At 68.0% G+C, this 20,869-nt stretch carries 18 protein-coding genes, 2 tRNA genes and 1 pseudogene; 11 read left to right on the plus strand and 10 right to left on the minus strand.

Annotation, left to right across the window (positions count from 1 at the left end; all coding sequences use genetic code 11):
• Positions 1 to 404 precede the first annotated feature (404 nt).
• Positions 405 to 893, plus strand: coding sequence for a hypothetical protein (locus tag ACFXJ8_RS08975; RefSeq protein WP_379643280.1), 489 nt, complete (start codon positions 405 to 407; stop codon positions 891 to 893).
• 137 nt (positions 894 to 1,030) lie between these two features.
• Here ACFXJ8_RS08975 and ACFXJ8_RS08980 read toward each other — a convergent pair whose 3' ends face one another.
• From ACFXJ8_RS08980 to ACFXJ8_RS08990, 3 genes are all read right to left on the minus strand, one after another.
• On the minus strand, positions 1,031 to 1,264 hold the full coding sequence (locus tag ACFXJ8_RS08980; protein WP_379643281.1) for a hypothetical protein: 234 nt from the start codon (positions 1,262 to 1,264) through the stop codon (positions 1,031 to 1,033).
• A gap of 523 nt (positions 1,265 to 1,787) precedes the next feature.
• Complete coding sequence (locus tag ACFXJ8_RS08985; protein ID WP_379643282.1) at positions 1,788 to 2,279, minus strand: NUDIX domain-containing protein; 492 nt, start codon at positions 2,277 to 2,279, stop codon at positions 1,788 to 1,790.
• Positions 2,280 to 2,299: 20 nt separating this feature from the next.
• Positions 2,300 to 3,514 carry a helix-turn-helix domain-containing protein gene (locus tag ACFXJ8_RS08990; RefSeq protein ID WP_379643283.1) on the minus strand — a complete coding sequence of 405 codons (1,215 nt, stop codon included), beginning with the start codon at positions 3,512 to 3,514 and terminating at the stop codon, positions 2,300 to 2,302.
• A 501-nt stretch (positions 3,515 to 4,015) separates the two neighbouring features.
• Between ACFXJ8_RS08990 and ACFXJ8_RS08995 the strand changes: the two genes are divergently transcribed.
• From ACFXJ8_RS08995 to ACFXJ8_RS09005, 3 genes and pseudogenes are all read left to right on the plus strand, one after another.
• On the plus strand, positions 4,016 to 5,587 hold the full coding sequence (locus tag ACFXJ8_RS08995; protein ID WP_379643284.1) for a replication initiator: 1,572 nt from the start codon (positions 4,016 to 4,018) through the stop codon (positions 5,585 to 5,587).
• Positions 5,584 to 5,769 (plus strand): annotated as a pseudogene (locus tag ACFXJ8_RS09000) (helix-turn-helix transcriptional regulator); the annotation flags it as partial. The gene ACFXJ8_RS08995 and the pseudogene ACFXJ8_RS09000, both read left to right, overlap by 4 nt.
• Positions 5,769 to 7,037 carry a tyrosine-type recombinase/integrase gene (locus ACFXJ8_RS09005; protein WP_379643556.1) on the plus strand — a complete coding sequence of 423 codons (1,269 nt, stop codon included), beginning with the start codon at positions 5,769 to 5,771 and terminating at the stop codon, positions 7,035 to 7,037. The pseudogene ACFXJ8_RS09000 and the gene ACFXJ8_RS09005, both read left to right, overlap by 1 nt.
• A gap of 345 nt (positions 7,038 to 7,382) precedes the next feature.
• On the opposite strand, the gene ACFXJ8_RS09010 is transcribed toward ACFXJ8_RS09005, so the two are convergent.
• The 4 genes from ACFXJ8_RS09010 to ACFXJ8_RS09025 all read right to left on the minus strand — a co-directional run bounded on the left by ACFXJ8_RS09010 (position 7,383) and on the right by ACFXJ8_RS09025 (position 11,058).
• A tRNA-Ile gene (locus ACFXJ8_RS09010) sits at positions 7,383 to 7,456 on the minus strand.
• A gap of 259 nt (positions 7,457 to 7,715) precedes the next feature.
• Positions 7,716 to 7,838: a hypothetical protein gene (locus ACFXJ8_RS09015; protein WP_379643285.1), complete on the minus strand. Its 123-nt coding sequence runs from the start codon at positions 7,836 to 7,838 to the stop codon at positions 7,716 to 7,718.
• 36 nt (positions 7,839 to 7,874) lie between these two features.
• Complete coding sequence (locus ACFXJ8_RS09020; protein ID WP_379643286.1) at positions 7,875 to 10,358, minus strand: PEP/pyruvate-binding domain-containing protein; 2,484 nt, start codon at positions 10,356 to 10,358, stop codon at positions 7,875 to 7,877.
• A gap of 1 nt (position 10,359) precedes the next feature.
• A complete protein-coding gene (locus tag ACFXJ8_RS09025) occupies positions 10,360 to 11,058 on the minus strand; it encodes a TetR family transcriptional regulator (RefSeq protein WP_379643287.1) in 699 nt (232 codons plus the stop codon).
• Positions 11,059 to 11,133: 75 nt separating this feature from the next.
• Here ACFXJ8_RS09025 and ACFXJ8_RS09030 point away from each other — a divergent pair, with 75 nt between their 5' ends.
• The 6 genes from ACFXJ8_RS09030 (at position 11,134) to ACFXJ8_RS09055 (ending at position 18,415) form a co-directional block, all read left to right on the plus strand.
• On the plus strand, positions 11,134 to 11,220 hold the full coding sequence (locus tag ACFXJ8_RS09030; protein WP_379643546.1) for a hypothetical protein: 87 nt from the start codon (positions 11,134 to 11,136) through the stop codon (positions 11,218 to 11,220).
• A gap of 798 nt (positions 11,221 to 12,018) precedes the next feature.
• Positions 12,019 to 13,134 carry a galactokinase gene (gene galK / locus ACFXJ8_RS09035; RefSeq protein WP_379643288.1) on the plus strand — a complete coding sequence of 372 codons (1,116 nt, stop codon included), beginning with the start codon at positions 12,019 to 12,021 and terminating at the stop codon, positions 13,132 to 13,134.
• A gap of 196 nt (positions 13,135 to 13,330) precedes the next feature.
• Entirely contained in the window at positions 13,331 to 14,449 is a 1,119-nt protein-coding gene (locus ACFXJ8_RS09040) for a nitric oxide synthase oxygenase (protein WP_379643289.1), read from the plus strand.
• A gap of 165 nt (positions 14,450 to 14,614) precedes the next feature.
• Positions 14,615 to 15,388 carry an enoyl-CoA hydratase-related protein gene (locus ACFXJ8_RS09045; RefSeq protein ID WP_379643290.1) on the plus strand — a complete coding sequence of 258 codons (774 nt, stop codon included), beginning with the start codon at positions 14,615 to 14,617 and terminating at the stop codon, positions 15,386 to 15,388.
• A gap of 1,791 nt (positions 15,389 to 17,179) precedes the next feature.
• Positions 17,180 to 17,395: a helix-turn-helix domain-containing protein gene (locus tag ACFXJ8_RS09050; protein WP_379643291.1), complete on the plus strand. Its 216-nt coding sequence runs from the start codon at positions 17,180 to 17,182 to the stop codon at positions 17,393 to 17,395.
• Positions 17,396 to 17,563: 168 nt separating this feature from the next.
• A complete protein-coding gene (locus ACFXJ8_RS09055; RefSeq protein WP_379643292.1) occupies positions 17,564 to 18,415 on the plus strand; it encodes a tyrosine-type recombinase/integrase in 852 nt (283 codons plus the stop codon).
• 91 nt (positions 18,416 to 18,506) lie between these two features.
• Here ACFXJ8_RS09055 and ACFXJ8_RS09060 read toward each other — a convergent pair.
• Positions 18,507 to 18,579: transfer RNA gene (locus ACFXJ8_RS09060), tRNA-Asn, on the minus strand.
• 126 nt (positions 18,580 to 18,705) lie between these two features.
• Between ACFXJ8_RS09060 and ACFXJ8_RS09065 the strand changes: the two genes are divergently transcribed.
• On the plus strand, positions 18,706 to 19,047 hold the full coding sequence (locus tag ACFXJ8_RS09065) for a YtxH domain-containing protein (protein ID WP_379643293.1): 342 nt from the start codon (positions 18,706 to 18,708) through the stop codon (positions 19,045 to 19,047).
• Between the two features lie 63 nt (positions 19,048 to 19,110).
• Here ACFXJ8_RS09065 and ACFXJ8_RS09070 read toward each other — a convergent pair whose 3' ends face one another.
• Positions 19,111 to 19,584 (minus strand): hypothetical protein, encoded by a 474-nt coding sequence (locus tag ACFXJ8_RS09070; protein WP_379643294.1) that lies wholly within the window; start codon positions 19,582 to 19,584, stop codon positions 19,111 to 19,113.
• Positions 19,581 to 20,858, minus strand: a complete 1,278-nt coding sequence (locus tag ACFXJ8_RS09075; RefSeq protein ID WP_379643295.1) for an amylo-alpha-1,6-glucosidase — start codon at positions 20,856 to 20,858, stop codon at positions 19,581 to 19,583. The genes ACFXJ8_RS09070 and ACFXJ8_RS09075 overlap by 4 nt, the downstream gene beginning before the upstream one ends.
• Positions 20,859 to 20,869 lie beyond the last annotated feature (11 nt).

Raw genomic sequence — 20,869 nt, forward strand, 5'->3', positions numbered from 1 at the left:
TGAGGCTGGGGCACGCCAGCACAGTCACATACCCCAGCCTTCTCGCGCAGGGAAACCGATCGATCACCTCGTGCGATCTAGCCATGTAGTACTAGGGAGCGAAGAGTGTCCACCCCGCGTGCGGCGTCGCCGAGGGCACCATGATCCACACCAAAATCTATCTCGCTCGCCCCGGTTCCGCTCACAAGCGACTCAGTGAGCGACCACTCGCGCTCTTCGGCTCGCGGCGAGGCGGAGAAGAACCGAGAAACCCCACGTCAACGCGATGGGAATGAGTAGGGCGGGTGGGACTTGAACCCACGACCCACGGATTATGAGTGGATCGCTGTTATCACCCATCGCTCTGCTACCGAGCTGCGGGAACTCATGTGGCCGCGGGCTCGGCCTTGTTGATCATTCCGGATATGTTCCGGATCTTGCTGGGGCGGCGTGCCAAGCTGGTGGGTGTGGGATCTGGTTCCGTGCGCAGGGTTGTGGCCGTGAAGTCGGATGGTCCGTGGCTGGTGCTCGTCAACGGGACCATCTGGAATGTCGAGTCGCGAAACTCTGGGGTGGATACAACCTTCGCCTTGTCGAGGTTGGCGCTCTTACCGCTGTTGGAGAGGCCTCGGGACGAGGTGGAGAGGCTTGCCAGACAGGCGCTTGGTCCAGATGATCCAGACATCGCTGAAGCCCTGCAGACGGTCATCCAATGCGGGCTTTCGGGGCCGTCCGAGTATTGGATCTCACGAGCGCTGGCGTGGGTGACCAATGATGAAGTTGGGCTCTTTGCCGGTCTGCTCAGGGAGATCGCCGTCGGGCGGTCCAGTTTTCAAGCCACACAGCACGCTGCGAAACGGCTCCTGAAGCAGAACGGCCATTGGCCAACCATCTGGCGGCAACCTCGTAGCTAGTTTGGAAGACGTCCCGCCATGATCGCCTGAAGTGCTGCGGCGCTGGTCACGGCGGGTTTCGTACTGTCCGTCATTCCCTGTGATTCCCCGAGGCTGACCGCCTTTACTGGCACGGCTATGGCACGCGGTGGCGATCATCAGGTCGGTGATTCCGGGTCGCGTGGCCGTAGTGCGCGGGCAAGCCATCGGAAGCCTCGGAACAGATAGCGAGCCAGACCCACGAGGAATGCCACCATGAACAGCGCCTCGCACATGGCAAGGGCCTCATGTACCCGGCTGTCAGGGCTAGCCCACTGACCAGCGATTGGCATGATCAGCATCCCCAGCACAAATCCGAGCATCGCCAGTGGCTCGCTGTACCCGCCGCGCATGAGCGTGATCTTAGCCCCACGCTCGGACCCTCACTTCCTCCCCTGCCTGATCTTCCCGTCTGCCTCGTCCACCGCGAAGCGGCAGCGGGCCAGACCTGGAGAGTCAAGCCCTTGTCTCTTCGACTGCCGCTGATCAGTGATGCTTCCTCGGTTACCCGGCCTACGACAGTCAGAGAGACAAGGGCTTGACGCGTAAGGGCTGGTCTGCTGGGCTCTGCCTGGACGTGGCGGGCGGGACGATCAGGCTCACCTCAGCCACCGACTACCCGATCGGACGGCATCGCGATCATCCCGGAGCTGAGTCCCCGCCGGAGGCATGCTCTTTGACCTGCGCGGGTCCTGCTGCTGCACCTCGGGTGATCTGCTGAGTCTGTGAGATCACTGGCCGACTGTCGCTGTCCGGCGTGCGGCTCCCGCGCGAGACCGGCCCCCAGGCCGCACGCTCGCGCGGGGAGGGCCGCGCGCTGCGGCGGCGCAGCCGCCGCCTTGATCCCTAAAAGAACAATTCAGCAAGATCTGCAAGTTACGTCGGCAGCGTGCGACCATGCTCCAGGTACAGGGTTCGCCCGATGTTGTGGGCGGTGATGGCGGAAGCGACCCGGCTGGCCAGTCGCTCGATCATCAGGCCGTCCAGCTCCTCGACTGCGTGGAACTCGTAGCCTGCCAACTCCCCGTCTCCGAATGTGATCTTGTCGAGGGTCTCGGGGCTGAGTAGTCCGCCATCGAAGATGAACAGGATCTTGTCGCCCTCTTTGGGGTGGGGTGCCCAGTCAACGACGAGGAGGTCCCCGATGGGCGGTTGGATGCCGAGTTCTTCCTGAACCTCGCGCACGCACGCTTGGAACGGGGTCTCCCCCGGCTCGACGTAGCCACCGGGGATGTCGCGGTACGACTTGTAGGTCGGCTTCACCAGCAGCACGCGTCCATGCTCGTCGAAGAACAGAGCGCCTGCGGCTGCTCGGGCCGTGGCCATGGGCGGTGGAGTGGTCCCTTGGTCGCTCATGATCTCGACCATACGGGGTTCATCGGGTGCCGTCATGCGACATGGAGACGCCGCGCGAGGTCGGCAAGGGGACGGCTGGGCTTGCCTCGCTGGCGGCGTATCCAGGAGAGGACAAGTTGGCGGCTCAGGTAGTGGTGGCGTATCTGCTCGGGGGCGATGCGCTCGACGGCGAGTATCGCGCCAAGCGCCTCGTCCGTGCGGTTCCACATGCTGAACGCCTGGGCAACAGCGAGACCGTGTCGGGCACGGCGCTCGATCGGTAGGGCGCTGGTGTCGAGGTCGGGGCCAACGTCGACGGCGACCTGAACGTCTCCGAGCTCGATCGCCGTAGCGACGCGGTGAATGGCCACATTGGTGGGACCGAACGCGGTCCACACGTGGTTGGCGTCCCCTCCGAGCCTGCTGGCGGACTGGTCTGCCTCCGCCAGGAACGCGCGCACGGTCGACCGGTCCTCAGCTCGGGCCGCAGCCATGGACCCGGCCAGCAGCAACGTCCCGTGAACTGAGAGCAGCGCGGGCGAAGCGTCGCCGAGTTGTCCATCCAGCAGGCCGGTAACGTCGCTGGTGAGATGTATTGCGGCGTCGTAGCGGCCTGTGGAGAGCAAGGCATGGGTGACCGAGCGGAACAGTGAAGCGATCACGATCTGATCGCCGGAGCTCTGCGCGTGCGTCAGACCTCGCTCGGCCGCGATCCAGGCCAGATCGGCTTCACCGATCTTCACCAGGATGGTGGCGGCGGCGTGGTACGCCTGCCCGAGCAGGGCTTGAGCGCGAAGCTGCCCGTCCCCGTCATATGTCCTGGCGGCGTGCTGGGCCTCGGTGAGCAGGGCGGGCAACCGCCTGATGACGAGGCCGTATCGGGATTCCTGGTAGGCGTCCCAGATATCAGCGATCTCGGACTCCAAGTCTGAGAGGCTCGCCGGTTCGTGCGCCTCGACCAGGGAGATCAAGGGTGAAAGCTGGCGATAGTCGGTTATCGCGGCGCGGAGTGCCGGAACGGTTCGATCTCCGCTCTCGGGCGTCCACTCCAGCCATGACGGCTCAGAGAGAAGATCGCCAAGCGATACGTCCAGGGCGACCGCCAAGGACTTGATGACAGACAGCCGGTCAAGCTCGATGCGGTCGTTCTCAACCTTGCTGAGCCAGTCGACGGTCCGGCCCACCAAGCCCGCGAGGACTTCTTGGGACTGTCCTCGCCGTCGCCGATACCACGCGACGCGCTCGCCAATGGTCAGGTGATCTGTCATACCGCGCATGCCCGCTCCGCCCTCACTGGATGGGTTCGGGGACCCCGGAAAATCCTTCCGGGTCAGGGGTTGCTCCGCGATCTAGTGTCACCGCTACAAGTCGTCCCGTCCATCGCACGGAGGGCAGTCATGGACAACGGGAGCAAGCCGCGGTGCTCCGCCTGTAGGGGCACCGGGTGGCGGTACGCACAGGACCGCAGGGCGTACGGCTCGCGCACTCTGAACGGTCGCGGCTCAAGCGCGTCGCAGGTCCAGTGTGCCGAATGCGCAGGCTCCGGACAGGGCTCTCTCTGATGAACCACATCTTCATGAGGGTGGCGAAGTTCCCTTCCACGCCTGCGACGGAGTTGATCCAACTGGAGAGGTTGCAGTTTCGGCTCCTCCAGGTTGAACACGTCGTGGCCCACCTGCGGCCCGAACTGGAGTGCCTGCTCGTGTACGGCCCGGAGCCGTGCCTGCCTGTGCACGTATCGCTCGACACCCCGCGCGGTGCGGATGGCGATGCCGCTCGCGCGGGAGGTCGTCGACCAGCTCGCCATCTCCCTCGGCGTCTGCATCCGCCCTGTCCCGATGCGCTGCCTCGACACCACCACCGGTAGCGCCCGGATCGTCGACATCCCGTGCGGCGCCACCCTGGAGAGCAAGTGTCCGCCGTGCGCCAAGCGCAACCTCCAGCTCCGCAAGGCGCAATGCCGGGAGGGCTGGCACCTCGACCACGAGCCGGTTATCCCCGCCACCGAGCCGACCGACGAACAGCGCTACCTCGTCGAGTTGCGGGCACAGCTTCAAGCCCTGCGCGACCAGGCCGAACGCGACGGGGAAGACCTCGCCCCCTGGGATGACGCGCTGGCAGAGGTCGACGCCGACCTACGCCGTTCGGGACTGCGCGGCAGCGTCCTCGGCAGGACCCCGACCGGCCGTAGGCGCTCGACCAGGCGGCGACAGGACGCCCCCGACCTGCCCAAGCGCAAGAAGGTGTCCAGCACCCTCGGGCGGGTCTACGAGTCGCCGGACGGCCAACGGTTCCGGCCTTCGATGTTCATCACGCTCACCCTGCCGTCCTACGGCCGCATCCTCGACGGCGCACCGGTCGACCCGGCCGCCTACGACTACCGGCGGGCCGCCCGCGATGCCCTGCACTTCTCCAAGCTCGTGGACCGCTTCGTGCAGAACCTGCGGCGGGTGGCTGGCTGGGACGTGCAGTACTTCGCCACCGTCGAACCACAGAAGCGGCTGGCCCCACACCTGCACCTCGCCATGCGAGGCACCCTCTCCCGAGCCGAGATCAAGCAGATAGCCGCCGCCACCTACCACCAGGTCTGGTGGCCCCCGACCGACCACGTCGTCTTCGACGGCGACACCCTTCCCGTCTGGGAAGACGAGGTCGGCTATCTCGACCCCCGCACCGGTGAGGTACTCCCGACCTGGGACCAAGCCCTCGACGCCCTGGCCGACGAGGACGCCGAGCCGCTGCACGTGCTCACCTTCGGCAACCAGGTCGACGCCAAGGGCGTGCTCGGCGGCACCGAACGCGCCGACCACCTGATCAAGCACTACCTGACCAAGTACCTCACCAAGTCGATCGCCGAAACCTGCGACCCGGACAACCCGCGCCAGAAGGACCACGCCGACCGGATGGCAGACGCGCTGCGCTACGAGCCGTGCTCGCCCACCTGCCCGAACTGGCTGCGCTACGGCGTCCAGCCCAAGGGCGCCAAGCCGGGTCAGGCTCCCGGACAGTGCCGGGGCAAGGGCCACAAGCCCGAACACCTCGGCTACCCGGGCCGCCGCGTCCTGGTCTCCCGCAAGTGGTCGAACAAGACCCTGACCGACCACCGCGCCGACCGCCGCGCCTGGGTCCTGGAAACCCTCGGTCTTTCGGCAACCGCCGGCACCGACCCGAACCGCTACACCTGGCGACCCATCCCACCCGGCGACCCCGACCTTCCACCGCTCGGCCAACGGCTGCTGATCGAGATCGCCAACCGCCAACGCTGGCGCGCACTCCTGGCCGAACACCAAGCCCAAGCAGACGACACAGATCTTTCGGCAACTGAGGTGGTGGCTGCTTGAAGAGAGACGAACTGCTCACCGTCGCCCAGGTCCTCGACGAACTCGGCGGTATCTCCCGCCGAACCTTCTACCGCTGGCGCGAGATCGGCAAAGCGCCGCAAGGCATCCGCCTGCCCAACGGCGAACTCCGCATCTACCGCAGCGACCTCAACGCCTGGCTCGCATCCCTCCGGAGTGCAGCATGGACACCTCGTACAAGGTCAAGTTCTGGGACATCCGCACCAACACCCGCAATGACGGCAAGGGCAAGAAGCCGCGCATCGTCTCTCACACCGTGCGCTGGACGGTCGGCAACCGTGAGAAGTCCTCCACGTTCAAGACCAAGGGGCTGGCCGAGAGCTTCCTGTCGTCCCTCCGCCAGGCGGCCAAGAACGGGGAGGCGTTCGACGAAGACAGCGGCCTTCCGGTGTCGATGGTCAAGGCCAAGGACGCGCGCACCTGGTACTCCTTCGCGGTCGCCTACGTCCACGCCTGGTGGCCTCACGCGGCGGCCAAGTCCCGCGAGGGCATGACCGATGCGCTGGCCAACATCACGCCCATCCTCAGCGCGGACACTGCGGGCCGTCCCGACGACGAGGTGATCCGAAAGGCGCTGCGGGAGTACTCGTTCCTCCCGTTGGATCGTCGCCCCACGCCGTCACCCGAGATCGCTAAGGCCGTCCGGTGGATCGAAGCGGCGTCGCTACAGCTGAACGCCCTGGAGGAGGCCAAGCACACGCGCGCTGTCCTGGAGGCGCTCTCGCTCCGCATGGACGGCAAGCCGGCGGCCACGTCGACCTACCGCCGCAAGCGAGCCGTGTTTCACCACGTCCTCGAATACGCCGTGGAGCTGGAAGAACTTTCGGCAAACCCGCTCCACAAGGTCAAGCTCCGCAAGGTCAAGGTAACCGGCGAGATCGACCGCCGTTCGGTCGTCAATCCCGTCCAGGCGCGCGAACTCCTCACCTCCGTGACCTACGTGGGACGTTCGCGCGGGCTGATGATGACGGCCATGTTCGCGTGCATGTACTTCGGCGGCCTTCGCCCCGGTGAGGCAGCAGGACTGCGGCTGAAGGACTGCTTCCTCCCCAAGAAGGGGTGGGGACTCCTCACGTTGGAGAAGACCCGGCCGGAGAGCATCAAGCGGTACACGGACTCCGGCGAGACCCACGACGACCGCGGCCTCAAGCACCGGGATGACAAGGCCACCAGGCTCGTCCCCATCCCTCCCGAGCTCGTCGCCATCCTGCTCGCGCACATCAGGGACCACGGCGCCGCCGACGATGGGCGACTGTTCCGTACGAGCACGGGCCGTTCCTTCTCCGGTTCGGCCGTGTCCCAGGTCTGGCAGGAGGCGCGAACCTATGCGTTCACGCCCGACCAGGTCGCCTCACCGCTGGCGGGCAGGCCGTACGACCTGCGGCACGCGGCCGTCTCCCTCTGGCTGAACGCGGGGGTTCATGCGCCCTGAGGCTGCCGAACGGGCCGGACACGGCGTGGATGTCCTGTTGCGCGTCTACGCCAAGTGCATCGACGGGCAACGTGAAGTGGCCAACCGCCGCATACTGCGGGCTCTAGCCGCATGACCGACGGATACCACGAAGGACCCCGAGCACTCCCCCGGGGTCCTTCGTCATGTTCCGGAACCTGCCTCGGATGCGTATCCCGACCTGCGGGAACATGCCGGAATCCATTCCGCGTATGTTCCGCGAACAGTGGCATACGGCTGCTTGTGGCGGCCCGCGGCTGCATGTGTGATGTACACCGTACGAGACAGAAACCCCAGCTCAGCGGCTGGATTCCTGGTCAATCTGAGTAGGGCGGGTGGGACTTGAACCCACGACCCACGGATTATGAGTCCGATGCTCTGACCGGCTGAGCTACCGCCCCCTGCGAAAGTGCAGTCTCCCACAAAAACTCGCGCTTGCCAGCATAGATCCGCATCCCTGCGCTCCAGGACAGAACGCCCCGGGAATGGATGCCACGCCCGCGTGGTTACATGCATCGTGGCCGGTGTGCCCAGTGTCCCCGGGCCTCACCTATTGCCTTCACGGAATACCGTCCGGCTGGAGCCGTGTTGCGCCTTTCGCCGAGAGGCGACCTGCACACCGGTTCGCACACGTGGGGAAGCGCCCGCCCGATCCCAGGATCAGGCGGGCGTTTCCTCGTCCGGGGGCCGCCACAGGTCGAACGGTCCCGTCCTGTCGAGGTCCTGGCGCGCCCTGCGGTAGGCCTCGCATCTGGCTTCGAGCTCCCGCTCCTCCTCTGTCATGGCAGGCATCCTGGCCGAGGCGGCGCGGGCGGAAGGTCAACTTGGCAGAACCTCGACCGTTCCCCGCTCGCCGTCGACCCTGACGCGGTCGCCGTCCTTGATCCGCATGGTGGCGTTGCCGGTGCCGACGACGGCCGGGATGCCGAGTTCGCGCGCCACGATCGAGGCGTGGGAGAGCGGGGCTCCCATGTCGGTGACGACGGCGGCGGCGCGGGGGAACATGGGCGTCCAGCCGATGTTGGTGAGCGTGGTGACGAGGATCTCGCCCTGCTGGAGCCGTTCGCCGTCTTCGGGTCCCGCGAGGACCCGCGCCACGCCCTCGACGACGCCGGGCGCGCCGGGGAAGCCCGTGACCGCGTCGGCGACCTCGTAGGCGCGGCCGCGCGCGTCGTAGAGGTCGGCGCGGCGGTCGGGCGAGGCGGCCCAGCGGACGGGGTCGAAGGGGCCCACGATCAGCGTCGGGTACGGCGGCAGCGCCGCGTAACGCTCGTAGGTGGCCCGCCGTACCGCGATCCTGGCGGGCTCGGCGCCGCGCAGCACGGCGAGGATCTCCTCGACGGGCAGGAAGAACAGGTCGTCGCCGTGCCCGGTCAGCTCCCCCGCCCTGATCACGAAGGCGCGCAGCGCCCAGAACGCGCGGATCACCTCCGAGCGGGTCGTCTCGCGGTCGCGGACGACGGCGTTCCAGCGGGCGACCCTGGCCCGCATCGCGCGTTCCTTGCCCGGGTATCGCTGGGCGAACCTGGCCCAGGCCGCGTCGCGGGCGGCGGCCTGCCTGGCCAGCAGCGCGCCGGTGTCGGCCCGCGCGGTCGACAGCCCGGCGAGCTGGGTGTCGATCCACGTGGGGTCCTCGCCGGGTCTGGGGCGGGAGACCTCGAACTCGTGCGGTCCGCGGTGCCCGTGGGCGAGCGCGAACTCCTCGCGGGTGATCTCGCCCTTGGCCAGCCGGTCGAGGCCGATGATGGGGCCGAGGCTGGCCAGTTCGGAGCCGTCGGCGTTGACGCCGGTCAGCATGGCCTCGGCGTCGACCTCGCCCATCATCGTGCGCAGCTTGTCGCGGGTCCAGACCAGGGTGGCGCCGCCCTGCCGTCCTGCGGCCTCCAGCATCCCGCAGGCGGTGACGAAGTACGGCAGCAGCTCGCGCTCCCAGAGGTCGGCCAGTTCGGCGCCGCTCCCCGCCGACTGGATCGCGGCGCGCAGGTCCTCGTTGCGCTGCCGGGCGGTGGCGAGGAAGGCGGGCATGGCCGCGAGGTTGTCCCTGACGCGCTTCCTGATGCGGACGGCCATGGGCAGGGTCAGCTTGATGATCTTCCAGCGCGAGGTCTTCAGCAGGGGGATGTCCAGGCCGGTGGGGAACTTGCCGAAGACCTGCTCCACCGCGCTCAGCCTGGATCCCATGCCGAGCGCCTTGGCGACGGAGACGGTGGCGCTGAGGTTCATGTAGAAGCGTCCGCCGATGTTGCCGACGAGGTCGAAGCCGGGCAGCGTGGAGGCCGACATCGCCTCGCGGATGAAGATCTGCACGAAGGACCAGGTGGCGGGGGTCATCACGTCGGGAATGGCCTCGCCGAGGTTGCCCGCGGTCCACAGGTAACCGCTGTCGCGGCTGTCGTTCCACTCCTCGACCTCCTGCTGGAGGCCGGTGACCGGGCGGGCCTGCAGGATGTACGGCCGGCCGTCGCGCAGCGCCCACTCGATGTCCATGGGCGTGCCGTACAGGCGCTCGATGTCGGTCGCGAGCGCGGCCAGCCGTACGGCCTGCGGGCGGTCGAGCACGGGCAGGCGACGTCTTTCCTCGGGCACGGGCTCCTCGCGGGTGCCGGAGCCGGTCCGCACTGTCATGACGGTCTTGTCGGCGACGCGCTCCTCGGTGACGACGCCGTCCTTGACCACGAGCGTGTCGGGCGTGACCTGGCCGCCGACGACGGCCTCACCGAGCCCCCAGGCGGCGTTGACGACGATCTCGTCGCGGGCGCCGGTGACGGGGTTGGCGGTGAACACGACTCCGGCCGCGTCGGCCGCCACCAGCTCCTGGACGACGACGGCGAGCGCGACCTGGTCGTGGGGGACGTCGTTGCGGGCGCGGTAGGCGATGGCGCGCTCGGTCCACAGGGAGGCCCAGCAGCGTTTGACCGCGTCGAGGAGGGCGTCGCCGCGGATGTCGAGGTAGGTGTCCTGCTGCCCGGCGAAGGACATGTCAGGCAAATCCTCCGCGGTCGCCGAGGAGCGCACGGCGACGGGGACGTCGTCGCCGAGCGCCTCGTAGGCCTCGCGGATGGCCTCGGCGCTCTCCCGCGGCATCTCGTGCTCGGCGAACAGGCCGGCGATCACCGAGGGTTCGTCGAGCGCGTCGAGGATCCGGTCGTGGAAGGGGGCGACGAACTCGCGGTAGGCGTCGGTGGTGACGTGGAATCCGGCGGGTACCGGCAGCCCCGCCCTGGCCAGGCGGGCCAGGGAGGCGCCCTTGCCGCCCGCGACCTCGAGCGTCGCGGCGTCGTCGTCGAGTGGAAGCACCCTCACGTCAGACCTCCTTGTCGAGCGATGCGCGCAGTCTGTCCTGGGCGATCTCCAGGGCGGCGTCGAGGTAGCCCTGGGTCGCCTTGGCGACGGCCTCGGCGTCGCCCGGTTCGCCGGACTCCACCGCGCGCCGGGCCGCGTCGGCGAGCAGCTCGGCCAGCCGGTCCTCCGGCGCCTTCATGGAGTCGGGCAGGTAGCGCCGCACCGTCAGGAACCCGTAGAGCGTCGAGAAGAGGACCGTCAGGTGCTCGGCGGTGGTCAGGTCGGCGCGCAGCGCGCCGTGCTCGCGCAGGGCCTCGACGTAGGTCCGGAACAGCCCGCCCATCGGCAGGTCGCCCTCCTCGCCCCTGTCGCGGGTGAGCTTGCCCAGCACCTCGGAGTCGCCGACGAGGCTGGCCCTCATCAGCGGCCTGCGCAGCAGTTCACCGGCCAGGGCGCGGAGCAGGTCGTGCAGGGTCGTGGGGGCGCTCTGCCGTACGTCGTGGAGCAGCTGGACCCGCTCGCGCCGCAGCAGGGCGGCGAACAGCGCGTCGCGCGTCTTCCAGTGCAGGTAGATCGTGCCCTTGGCGACTCCTGCCGCCTTGGCGATGTCGTCGATCGTGGTCTTGTCGTAGCCGAAACGGTGGATCAGCCCGGCCGCGGCGTCGAGGATGCGGTGCGCCCGCTCCCGTTGCCGCGCCGGATCCGCCGGTGGACGAGCCATGGTCACCTCCATTGTTTGACCAAATATACTCATCTGGTCATTCAATGGCCAGCCCTCGCGTTGGCCTCGATGGTGATGCTGTCGATTTATCTGCGCCAGTGCGGGTTGGCCGAGTCGAAGCCGGTCGGCATGCCACACGGCACGACGGGGGTTGAGAGCTGACCGGTGATGACGGCGACGACGCGGCTGCCGGGAGCGAAGGCGCCGCGTTCGGCCAGGTCGAGGATGCCGTAGATCATCTTGGCGACGTAGACCTGCTCGAAGGAGGGGTCGAGCGCGGGCGAGGCCTTGGCGTAGCCGCCGAAGTGGTAGTCGAGGTTGATGGACCAGTTGCCGGTCGCCGCGCCGTAGGCCTCGCGCTGGAGCCTGGCCACCTCGTCGTTGAGGAAGGCGGCCCCCTTCAGTACGGCGAAGCCGAGCGCGCGCCTGCCCTCGGGCAGCCCGGCCGCGATGCCCGCCAGGGTGCCGCCGGTGCCGACGGGGCAGCAGATCACGTCGTAGTCGAGGTCGATCTCGCCGGGCAGCTCGGCACAGCCCCGCACCGCCGCCGCGTTACTGCCGCCCTCGGGCAGGATCGCGACGTCACCGAACTCCTCGCGCAGCCTGTCGAGCACCTGCGGGGTGTGCTTGAGCCGGTAGGCCGCCCTGTCGAGGTAGGTCAGGCGCATCCCGCACGCCGTGGCGAAGGCCAGCGAGGGGTTGAGCGGCAGGTGCTCCTCGCCGCGCACCACGCCGATCGTCTCGAAGCCGTGCTCCATGCCGGCCCTGGCCAGCGCGCGCAGATGGCCGGAGTAGGCGCCGCCGAAGCTGAGCACGCGCGGGTGGCCCAGGTTGTACTTGAGCTTGCGGGCCTTGTTGTCGTCGTGTTTGAGGAAGAGCCTGACCGTCCCGAGCCGGGGATCCCTCATCTCCTCCATCGCGCTAGTCTACGGTCGAGCCGTTGTTGAGGAGTGTTCGATTATGCGCGTTGTTGAAGCTTTCCGTGGTGCTTACGCCGCCGAGCCGGCGACCGTGTGGCGCGCTCCCGGACGCGTCAACCTCATCGGCGAGCACACCGACTACAACGACGGTTTCGTGCTGCCCTTCGCGGTGCCGTGGGGCATCACCGCCGCGCTCAGCCCGCGCACGGACGGCACGATCAGGCTGATGTCGATGCAGTCGCCCGGCGAGCCCGCGGTCATCACCTCATGGGAGTCCGCCACGGGCTGGACCCGCTACGTCGTCGGTGTCCTGGCCATGCTCGGCTCGCGCACCCAGGGCGCCGACATCGTCATCGACGGCGACCTGCCCGCGGGCGCGGGGCTGAGCTCCAGCGCGGCCCTGGAGGTGGTCATCGGCTCCGCCCTCGACGAGGTGTACGGCCTGGGCCTGACCCCCATGGAGATCGCGCTGCTCGGCCAGAAGGCGGAGAACGACTTCGTCGGCATGCCGTGCGGCATCATGGATCAGGCGGCCTCGGCGCTGTGCGAGGAGGGCAAGGCGCTCTTCCTCGACTGCCGTTCGCTCGGTTTCCGCAACATCCCGCTCGACCTGGCCGCGCACGGGTTCCGGATGCTCGTCATCGACACCGGCGTCCACCACGAGCTGGCCGACGGCCAGTACGCCAAGCGTCGCGCCGACTGCGAGTCGGCCGCCCGCAAGCTCGGCGTCGCCGCCCTGCGCGACGTGACCGACCTGGCGGGGGCGCTGTCGGTGCTCCAGGGCGACGAGCGCCAGCGCGTCCAGCACGTCGTCACGGAGAACCACCGGGTCGAGGCGGTCATCGGCCTGCTGCGGGCCGGGGCGGTCGCCGAGATCGGGGCCCTGCTCAACGCCTCACACCTGTCGCTGCGCGACCAGTACGAGGTGTCCGCGCCCGAGCTGGACGTCGCGGTGGAGGCCGCCATCCGGGGCGGGGCGCGCGGGGCCAGGATGACCGGCGGCGGGTTCGGCGGGTCGGCGATCGCGCTGGTGGCGGAGGAACGGGTGCCTGCCGTACAGGAGTCGGTGCTGGCGGCCTACGCGGAGCGCGGCTGGAAGGAGCCCCGCTTCCTGACCGCCACCCCCGCCAAGGGCGCCCACCGGCTGACGGCGTGACGCTCCGGAGTGCTGCGATCACTCAATTTCCCGGTTTAGGGGACAAATCCCGTTGAGCAAGGTGAAGATGTGGTCTGCTGCGGACCACACGAGGGCGACGCGGTGAGGGCGCCGCCACCAGGACCGTGCCTCCGACCCGGAATCGGTCGCGCGATCCGCGAACCCGGAATGCGCTGGTTGCTGAGTGCGTACGTGGATGAGAGCACTTCGTCCCTTCGAGATCCACACCGTCACCGACAAGGCCGTCGACTTCCGTGAGGCGGAGCGCTTCATCCGCCTGTTCCACGCGGAGAATCCGGGCGCGGGCGACGTCGCCGCGCGCCTGCGGCAGGTCGCCAGAGACGCGGCGAAGTTCGGCACCTACACCCATACCGCCGCCGAGCTGGAGTTCGGCGCGAGAGTGGCCTGGCGCAACAGCAACCGCTGCATCGGGCGGCTCTACTGGCGCTCGCTGAAGGTCAGGGACCGCCGGGACATCTGCAGCGCCGAGGGCGTGGCCGTCGAGTGCGTCGCCCACCTGAGGGAGGCGACGGGCGGCGGCAGGATCCGGCCGACGATCACCGTGTTCGCCCAGGACCACCCCGCCTGCCCGGCCCCGCGCATCGTGAACGAGCAGCTCATCCGCTACGCCGGATACCGCCGCAAGGACGGCTCGGTGCTCGGTGATCCGCGCAACGTCGCCTTCACCGAGCAGGCGCTCGGGCTGGGCTGGCGCGGCGGCGCGGGAACCAGGTTCGACGTGCTGCCGCTCGTCGTCCAGCCCGCCAAGGGGCGGCCGCTGCTGTGCGCGGTGCCGGGCGACGCGGTCCTGGAGGTGGCGATCAGGCATCCGGAGTACCGCTGGTTCGAGGAGCTGGACCTGCGCTGGCACGCCGTACCGGCGATCTCGAACATGTGCCTGGAGATCGGCGGCATCTGCTACCCGTGCGCGCCGTTCAACGGCTGGTACATGGGGACCGAGATCGGCGCCCGCAACCTCGCCGACCACGACCGCTACGACCAGTTGCCGGTGATCGCCGAGCGGCTGGGCCTGGACACCTCGCGCGAGCGCACCCTGTGGCGCGACCACGCGCTGGTGGAGCTCAACGTGGCCGTGCTGCACTCGTTCGAGGCGGCGGGGGTGACGATGACCGACCACCACACCGAGTCCAGGCGCTTCCTGACCCACCTGGAGCGGGAGGAGAAGGCGGGCAGGGCGTGCCCGGCCGACTGGTCGTGGATCGTGCCGCCGATGTCGGGCGCGGCCACCCCCGTCTTCCACCGGTACTACGACCAACGCACCCTCACCCCGTCCTTCGTCCCCTCCCACCCGTAGTCATCCGCATTTTCTTGTACGGCAAGCACGGGAGGGCGCCTCCGCCCGGCGCAGGGTCCCGCCCGTCCAGGGGACGCTCCTCGGGCGCGCGGGGCCGGGGTGGGCAACGGACCGCCCTTGGTGTAGAACGTTGTTCTGTAACGCGTCTCGCCTGGAGGGTGTGCGATGCCGGAGCCGGTGCTGTCGTCGATCGACCAGGGCGTGATGACGCTGACGTTCAACCGCCCCGAACGGCTCAACGCGTGGACCGACGCCATGGGCCGCCGCTATTTCGACCTGCTCGAACAGGCCGAGAAGGACCCCGCCGTACGGGCCGTCGTGGTGACCGGCGCGGGCAGGGGCTTCTGCTCGGGCGCCGACCTCCAGACGCTCGACGCGATCCGGTCGGGCGGCTACGACGAGGAGCCCGACCCCCGGCCGAACACCTACCCCACCACGATCCGCAAGCCGATCATCGCCGCCGTGAACGGGGCCTGCGCGGGGCTCGGCATGGTGCACGCGCTGATGTGCGACCTGGTCTTCACCGCCGACGACGCCAAGTGGACGACGGCCTTCCCGCGCCGGGGCCTGGTCGCCGAGTACGGGCTGTCATGGGTGCTGCCGCGGCTCATGGGGCAGCAGCGCGCGATGGACGTCCTGCTGTCGGGCCGGGTCTTCACCGGCGCCGAGGCGTACGCCATGGGCCTGGTGAACCGGGCGGTGCCGGGCGACGAGCTGGCGGCGGTGGCGTGGGAGTACGCGCGCGAGCTGGCCGCGCACAGCTCGCCGGCTTCGATGGACGTCATCAAGCGGCAGGTGTGGGGCGACTGGGACCGGACGCTGGAGGAGTCGGCCAGGGCGGCGGTGCGGGAGATGCTCGCCTCGTTCGGCCGGCCGGACTTCGCCGAGGGGGTGGCCAGCTTCCTCGAACGCCGCGCCCCCCGCTTCCCTCCCCTGTGAACCACACCAGTCGCGGGGGCCCGGTTTCCCTGGCCTCTCGCCCGTGACGGGAGCCGGTTTCCTCCCCTGACCCCGCACCAGTGCGAGAGCCGGTTTCCCTGCCCTGTCAACCGCACCTGGCGAAAGTCGGTGGAAAGCAAGAAGCCCAGGCCGCTGGCCTGGGCTTCTTGGTGAAGCTCCCGCGATAGGACTCGAACCAGCTTCATGCTGTTTCGATCAGTCCGGGGTTTGGTCAGAGGTGACGTTGACTGCTCAGCTGAGTTCAGGCTCGTTCCGATCAGTCCACCTCGTATGGCTCCCGATCTGGCTCCCCTTCGACTTTTCAGCCAATCACGGCCGTTGAGTAGGAAAGTTTTCATAGGGGAGTCTCGTCATTGCTGCCGCGTGGCAGTGTGGTCTGCTATTGGGTTGTTCTGAAACAATGGCATGGGATTGTGGATGCCCAATAGCTTTCTACCTGGTTACAGTAGATCACCTGGGTCAGAAAGCAGGTAGAAATCCCACCCTGCCGCCTTGTGTCCTTCTCCCTCAAAGTGCCCTCCGGCGCAGTTGCCTTTGCTGCCGTTGGGGTCCCCGTTCCAGAAGACGACGAAGCACTCGCGGCAAAATCGCCAGTTGGGTTGTGTGGTACTGACGGCGTCGGGGATGTTAACGGCCATGCGTCCTCCAGCATGGATAGATTCTATGGTCTAAGAATTGGGATATGTCAGCAGGAGGTTGAGAGTTAGATGTAGGCAGCCTGGTCCACGCCTAGGCTAGATTATCCGGGTCGGCAAGCAGGTAGAAATTCCACCCTGCGGCCCTGTGCCCGCCGCCTTGTGTGGGCGCCCCGTTGCAGATACCCTTGCCGCCGTTGCGGTCGCCATTTCAGAAGAGGCTGAAGCACTGAATGCAAAATCGCCAGTTGGGTTGTGTGGTATTGACGTCGTCGGGGATGTTAACAGCCATGCGTCCTCCAGCATGAGCCTAGATCTAATTGTTCATGAGGAATCTACCCATGATCGATTCAGGTCATTCATTGTTTCACTTTATCCGTAAATAAGGAATTAGCAATGAGACGATTGGCGCTAAGTAAAGGTCCGATTTCACGCGCACGCGTTCCTGGCCTGCCCGTATGCCGTCGTCCCACCCCACAAGGTACTGGGCCAGTCACAGTGCCGCCTGTGCCCTGCGGTTCGCCCATACCCCTCCCGCTCCCGACAGGCGCCGAACCTCGCGACTGCGGGCCGGGTTCAGTCAAGGGTCGAGCTTGCTCGATCGCGTAGCGACGGCCGTAGGCCGCCCTTGACGGGTTCCGAACCTGCCGCGAAACAATCCTGCGCCGGGAGCGAACCGCGGTACCTGCGATACGGCGAGCAACCACTCGCTGGCGCTGTCGCCGCGCGTGCATGCGTGCGCTTGCGCTGATGAGCCCGACCCCGTTACCCGAGAATTGCGCTTCCTCGGCTTTGCGGCCCTGATCCTTCGTCCGCGCCTGCCGACCGGCGTGTTGCGGGTCGGGCATGGGAGCCTAAGCGGGAGTGCCCGGCCCGTGCCGCGTCGGCGGCGCGTGCGGCCCGGTCAGGGCCGCTTTAACACCAAAACCGAGGAAACCACCCTCGTCATCGGATTTCTCACCTACGCAGGTACCGGCTGGCCCACGACCGGTGACCAACTCCTCGCCAACACGGCAGCGGCACAAGCCCGCGAACGCAACAGGACGTGAAGAGCTCGCCCACGACGCCTGGGAACAGAGCCCGTCCGCACCGCTCGTCGCCTGACCAACCCTCAGACCGTGAACGGAGCGTCACCATGTCCACCCCTGTCCGACCTCCAGCCGGGGCAACGGTCGTGCCGTTGCTCTACAAGCCTGAGGAGGTCGCCGTCCAGCTTCGGATCAGTCGGACGAAGGTCTACGCGCTGCTTCGGAGCGGGGAAATCCGCTCGGTGAAGATCGACGGCTGCCGCCGTATCCCGGTAGCCGCACTCTCCGAGTACATCGCGCGCCTCGAAAGGAAGGCGGCATGAGCAAAGAGGATCTCGACTATTCGATCTACTTCGACGCGAGCAAGAACGCCTGGGTTGCCGCCGTGTCCCTCGGCTTCGACGGCGCAGGCCGTCAACGACGCTGTAGACGACTTCCTCACGCACGGACTCAAAGGCCGCAGTCTTGGCACCATCACGCACGCGCGGTCGATGGCTGAGAACCAGATCAAGCCGAAGATCGGCAACTATCGGCTCAAGGACCTTCGCGCCGAACATGTCGATCTCTGGCTTGACGAGCTCGCCGAAACCCTCGCCACCAAAACGATCGTCCAGATACACAACCTCCTGACCCGCGCCATTCGCATGGCCGAGAAGCGTGAACTCGTCGGCCGCAACGTCTCGGCCCTGTGCGAGACACCACACGGGCAGGAAGGACGGCCGAGTACGTCCCTCACGCTCGACCAGGCCGTCGCGGTGCTCAAGGCGTGCGACGGGGAGAAGTTCGGCGCGTACGTCATCACCTCACTCCTCACCGGTATCCGACCCGAGGAGGCGCGAAAGCTTCTCTGGGAGGCCGTAGACCTGAGAGGAAAGCCGCCTTCCATCTCGGTTCTTCGCGCCGATCGAGTCGGTGGAGACACCAAGACCAAGAAGTCACGTCGGGCGCTCGCCCTTCCGGCCCTCGTGGTCGACGAGCTCAAACGGCATCGAGTACGTCAGAAGACGCAGCGGCTGTTGGCCGGTGAGGCATGGCAGGAACACGGTCTCGTCTTCACTCGCGACGACGGGACCTTGCTTGATCCCATGCGCGTGCTGCGTGGACTACGAGTGATCACCAAGAAGGCAGGCATCGGAAGCCGCTGGAAGGTGCGGGAGCTCCGCCACTCCTTCGTCTCGATCCTGAGCGACGGGGATGTCTCTGTGGAACGCATCGCCGATCTCGTCGGGCACTCGACACCCAACACCACGCAAACCGTCTATCGACACCAGATCAGGCCGGTCATCGTTCATGGGGCCGAGACCATGGATGCCGTCTTCGGCAAGGGTGACCAAACCGGGTAGTGGCTCCCCGAATGGCTCCCGGAACGACTCAGGCCCCCTATCCCTGATCTGGGAAGGGGGCCTGAGCTTTATGTTCTTCGGCTGTACCAAGCTCCCGCGATAGGACTCGAACCTATAACCTGCCGGTTAACAGCCGGCTGCTCTGCCGATTGAGCTACACGGGATCGGACTTGCGCGCCTGCCCGGCCGGGCGTGAGGCCCTTCCGTTCGGCGCAGGAATAGATTAGCGCACATCTGGAGTGCGTGTCGCATCGCCAGCGGGGTAGGCCCGGAGACAGCGGAGGTGGAAAATGCGATATCGGATGATGTTCGCTGTCGGGGTGGCGGTCGGTTACGTGCTGGGCAGCAGGGCGGGCCGCGAACGCTACGAACAGATCAAGCGCGCGGCCCGGCGTGTCGCCGACAGCCCGAGGGTCCAGGAGGCCGCGGGTCTGATGGGCGCGCAGGTTTCCAAGGTGGCCGGCGTGGCGCGGGCGAAGGTCGGCGACACGCTCGTCGACCGGGTGCCCTTCCTGAGAAGCGGGCGCGAGGTCGACCATCTCGACACGGGGACGGGCTGGCCCGAGTCGGGGCAGGCGGGGGCCAAGAAGAAGGACGAGGCGCAGGCCGACGACACGGGCGTGCCGTACTAGAGGCGGCGCGGGGAGCCCGGAGTCAGGCCGGGCTCCCAACCTGAGACGAACCGAAACCAGGAGTCAGACGCCCATGGTGCGCCGCAGGCCCTCCAGGGCCTGTTCCGCCTGGGCGCGCAGCCCCGGGTCCTCCGGGTCGAGGCCCTCGTCGAAGTGGAAGTTCCAGGTGAAGGCGTCGGCGCCGGGTGCCCTGCGGGCGACCAGGCGCACCCCTCCCCTGCTGGGCAGCCGCACGTACTTGTTGACCACGATCGTGGAGTTGACCCGTTCGCGTACGGCCTCGGGCAGCCGGTGGGGTTCGGCGACGCGCGCCGACAGGCGGCGGCCGTCGGAGGTGGTCAGGCTGAGCCCGTCGTCGTCCCACCCCGCCCGCTCCACCGTCTCCCACGGCACGCGTTCGCCGTCGGGCAGGAACAGCGCCAGGTCGGTGGCGACCACGTAGCCTTCGTCGGCTTGTGCGAACGTCAGCACGCGCTCTCCACTGGTCGTGGCCAGACTCTTACGCACGTCGGACGGCAGGCGGCGGAACAGGCTCATGAGGCCACGGTATCGGCGAGCAGATCCAGGGTGAGCGCCGCACTCCAGGAGAAGTCCCTGCACCCTCTGCCGCTGCCGTCGAACGGGTCGAAGCACTCGCGGAAGCCCGCCTGCCGTACCAGGCGGAGGGTGCCGGTGGTGAGCAGCTGAGCCAGGTGCGGCAGGTCGTGCAGGATGGCGGCGCGGCGCAGCAGCCAGTTGGTGTTGACCCAGGACGGCCCGCGCCAGTAGCGGGTGCGGTCGAACTGGGCCGCGCGGATCTCGCAGCTGGGCACCGGGTAGCCGGTGGCGCCCATGAACCGGGCCGATTCCAGGATCTCGACCAGCGCGGTGACGGTGTCGCGGGGCAGTTCAGGGTCGAGGAGCGGGCCGAAGGCGCCGACGGTGGTGACCGGGATGAGCCGGTCGGCGCGCAGGTCGCGGGCGTAGAAGCAGCCGTTCCACAGGCGCTCGGCAAGAGCTGCCCTGATCCTGGCGGCCTGTTCGGCGTGCGGGGCCGGGTCGAACCCGGCGATCGGGGCCAGCTCGGCCAGGGCGTGGCAGGAGGCCAGCCAGACGCCGTTGAACATCGGGTCCTCGACCGCGAACGGGTGCTCGTCGCGCAGGTACTCGTGGCGGTAGCCGGCGTCGCGGTAGCGCAGGGCGAGCCATACGTAGCGGTCGTGGTCGCTGTCGGGGTGGCGTTCGTCCAGGTGGGGGGTGCGGTAGCCGTACCGGATCTCGGGGAGGGCGGCCAGCGGGTCGTCCCACGTGGGGCTGTCGTCCATGCCGGACTCCCACGGGTGGACGATCGCGGCGAGCCCGCCGCCGCCCAGGTCGCGGGCGGTGGCGAGGTAGGCGTGCTGGGCGGCCAGCGCGGGGAAGACGCGCCTGACGTAGCCCACGTCGGCGGTGTGGCGCCACAGCCACCACACGGCCAGGGCGTGCAGCGGCGGGGTGGTCAGTCCGGAGGTGAGGATGCGGGAGGGGGCGTCGGCGTGCTCGGACGAGCGCCAGACGGTCGGCCCGGGAAAGTACGCCTCGGGGGTGTGGAAGACGATGTGCGGGATCATCCCCGTCGCCCACTGGCCCTCCAGCAGGCCGTCCAGCTCGGCCATCGCGCGTTCGGGCCGATGCCTGGCCAGGCCGATGGCGACGAAGGCGGAGTCCCAGCTCCACTGGTGCGGATAGAGGCCCGGCGCGGGCACGGTGGCCGACCCCATCCAGTTCGCGTCGAGCACGTGCAGGGCTTCACGCCCGAGCGCCGCGTCGTTGACCGCGGGCCGCGCCTCCATCTGCCCACTAT

The sequence above is a fragment of the Nonomuraea sp. NPDC059194 genome (assembly GCF_042754765.1).
Taxonomy (GTDB): Bacteria; Actinomycetota; Actinomycetes; order Streptosporangiales; family Streptosporangiaceae; genus Nonomuraea.

Bases quoted from the DNA above. Each gene is read 5' to 3' on its own strand.
- ACFXJ8_RS09070 (WP_379643294.1), bottom strand. From the start codon at position 19,584: ATGAGCCTGTTCCGCCGCCTGCCGTCCGACGTGCGTAAGAGTCTGGCC.
- ACFXJ8_RS09075 (WP_379643295.1), bottom strand. From the start codon at position 20,858: ATGGAGGCGCGGCCCGCGGTCAACGACGCGGCGCTCGGGCGTGAAGCC.
- ACFXJ8_RS09015 (WP_379643285.1), bottom strand. From the start codon at position 7,838: ATGACAGAGGAGGAGCGGGAGCTCGAAGCCAGATGCGAGGCCTACCGC.
- ACFXJ8_RS08985 (WP_379643282.1), bottom strand. From the start codon at position 2,279: ATGGTCGAGATCATGAGCGACCAAGGGACCACTCCACCGCCCATGGCC.
- ACFXJ8_RS09045 (WP_379643290.1), top strand. From the start codon at position 14,615: ATGCCGGAGCCGGTGCTGTCGTCGATCGACCAGGGCGTGATGACGCTG.
- ACFXJ8_RS09030 (WP_379643546.1), top strand. From the start codon at position 11,134: ATGCTGTCGATTTATCTGCGCCAGTGCGGGTTGGCCGAGTCGAAGCCG.
- ACFXJ8_RS09050 (WP_379643291.1), top strand. From the start codon at position 17,180: ATGTCCACCCCTGTCCGACCTCCAGCCGGGGCAACGGTCGTGCCGTTG.
- ACFXJ8_RS08975 (WP_379643280.1), top strand. From the start codon at position 405: ATGTTCCGGATCTTGCTGGGGCGGCGTGCCAAGCTGGTGGGTGTGGGA.
- ACFXJ8_RS08990 (WP_379643283.1), bottom strand. From the start codon at position 3,514: ATGACAGATCACCTGACCATTGGCGAGCGCGTCGCGTGGTATCGGCGA.
- ACFXJ8_RS09065 (WP_379643293.1), top strand. From the start codon at position 18,706: ATGCGATATCGGATGATGTTCGCTGTCGGGGTGGCGGTCGGTTACGTG.
- ACFXJ8_RS09055 (WP_379643292.1), top strand. From the start codon at position 17,564: ATGGCTGAGAACCAGATCAAGCCGAAGATCGGCAACTATCGGCTCAAG.
- ACFXJ8_RS09040 (WP_379643289.1), top strand. From the start codon at position 13,331: ATGAGAGCACTTCGTCCCTTCGAGATCCACACCGTCACCGACAAGGCC.
- ACFXJ8_RS09005 (WP_379643556.1), top strand. From the start codon at position 5,769: ATGGACACCTCGTACAAGGTCAAGTTCTGGGACATCCGCACCAACACC.
- ACFXJ8_RS08995 (WP_379643284.1), top strand. From the start codon at position 4,016: ATGCCGCTCGCGCGGGAGGTCGTCGACCAGCTCGCCATCTCCCTCGGC.
- galK (WP_379643288.1), top strand. From the start codon at position 12,019: ATGCGCGTTGTTGAAGCTTTCCGTGGTGCTTACGCCGCCGAGCCGGCG.
- ACFXJ8_RS08980 (WP_379643281.1), bottom strand. From the start codon at position 1,264: ATGCGCGGCGGGTACAGCGAGCCACTGGCGATGCTCGGATTTGTGCTG.
- ACFXJ8_RS09025 (WP_379643287.1), bottom strand. From the start codon at position 11,058: ATGGCTCGTCCACCGGCGGATCCGGCGCGGCAACGGGAGCGGGCGCAC.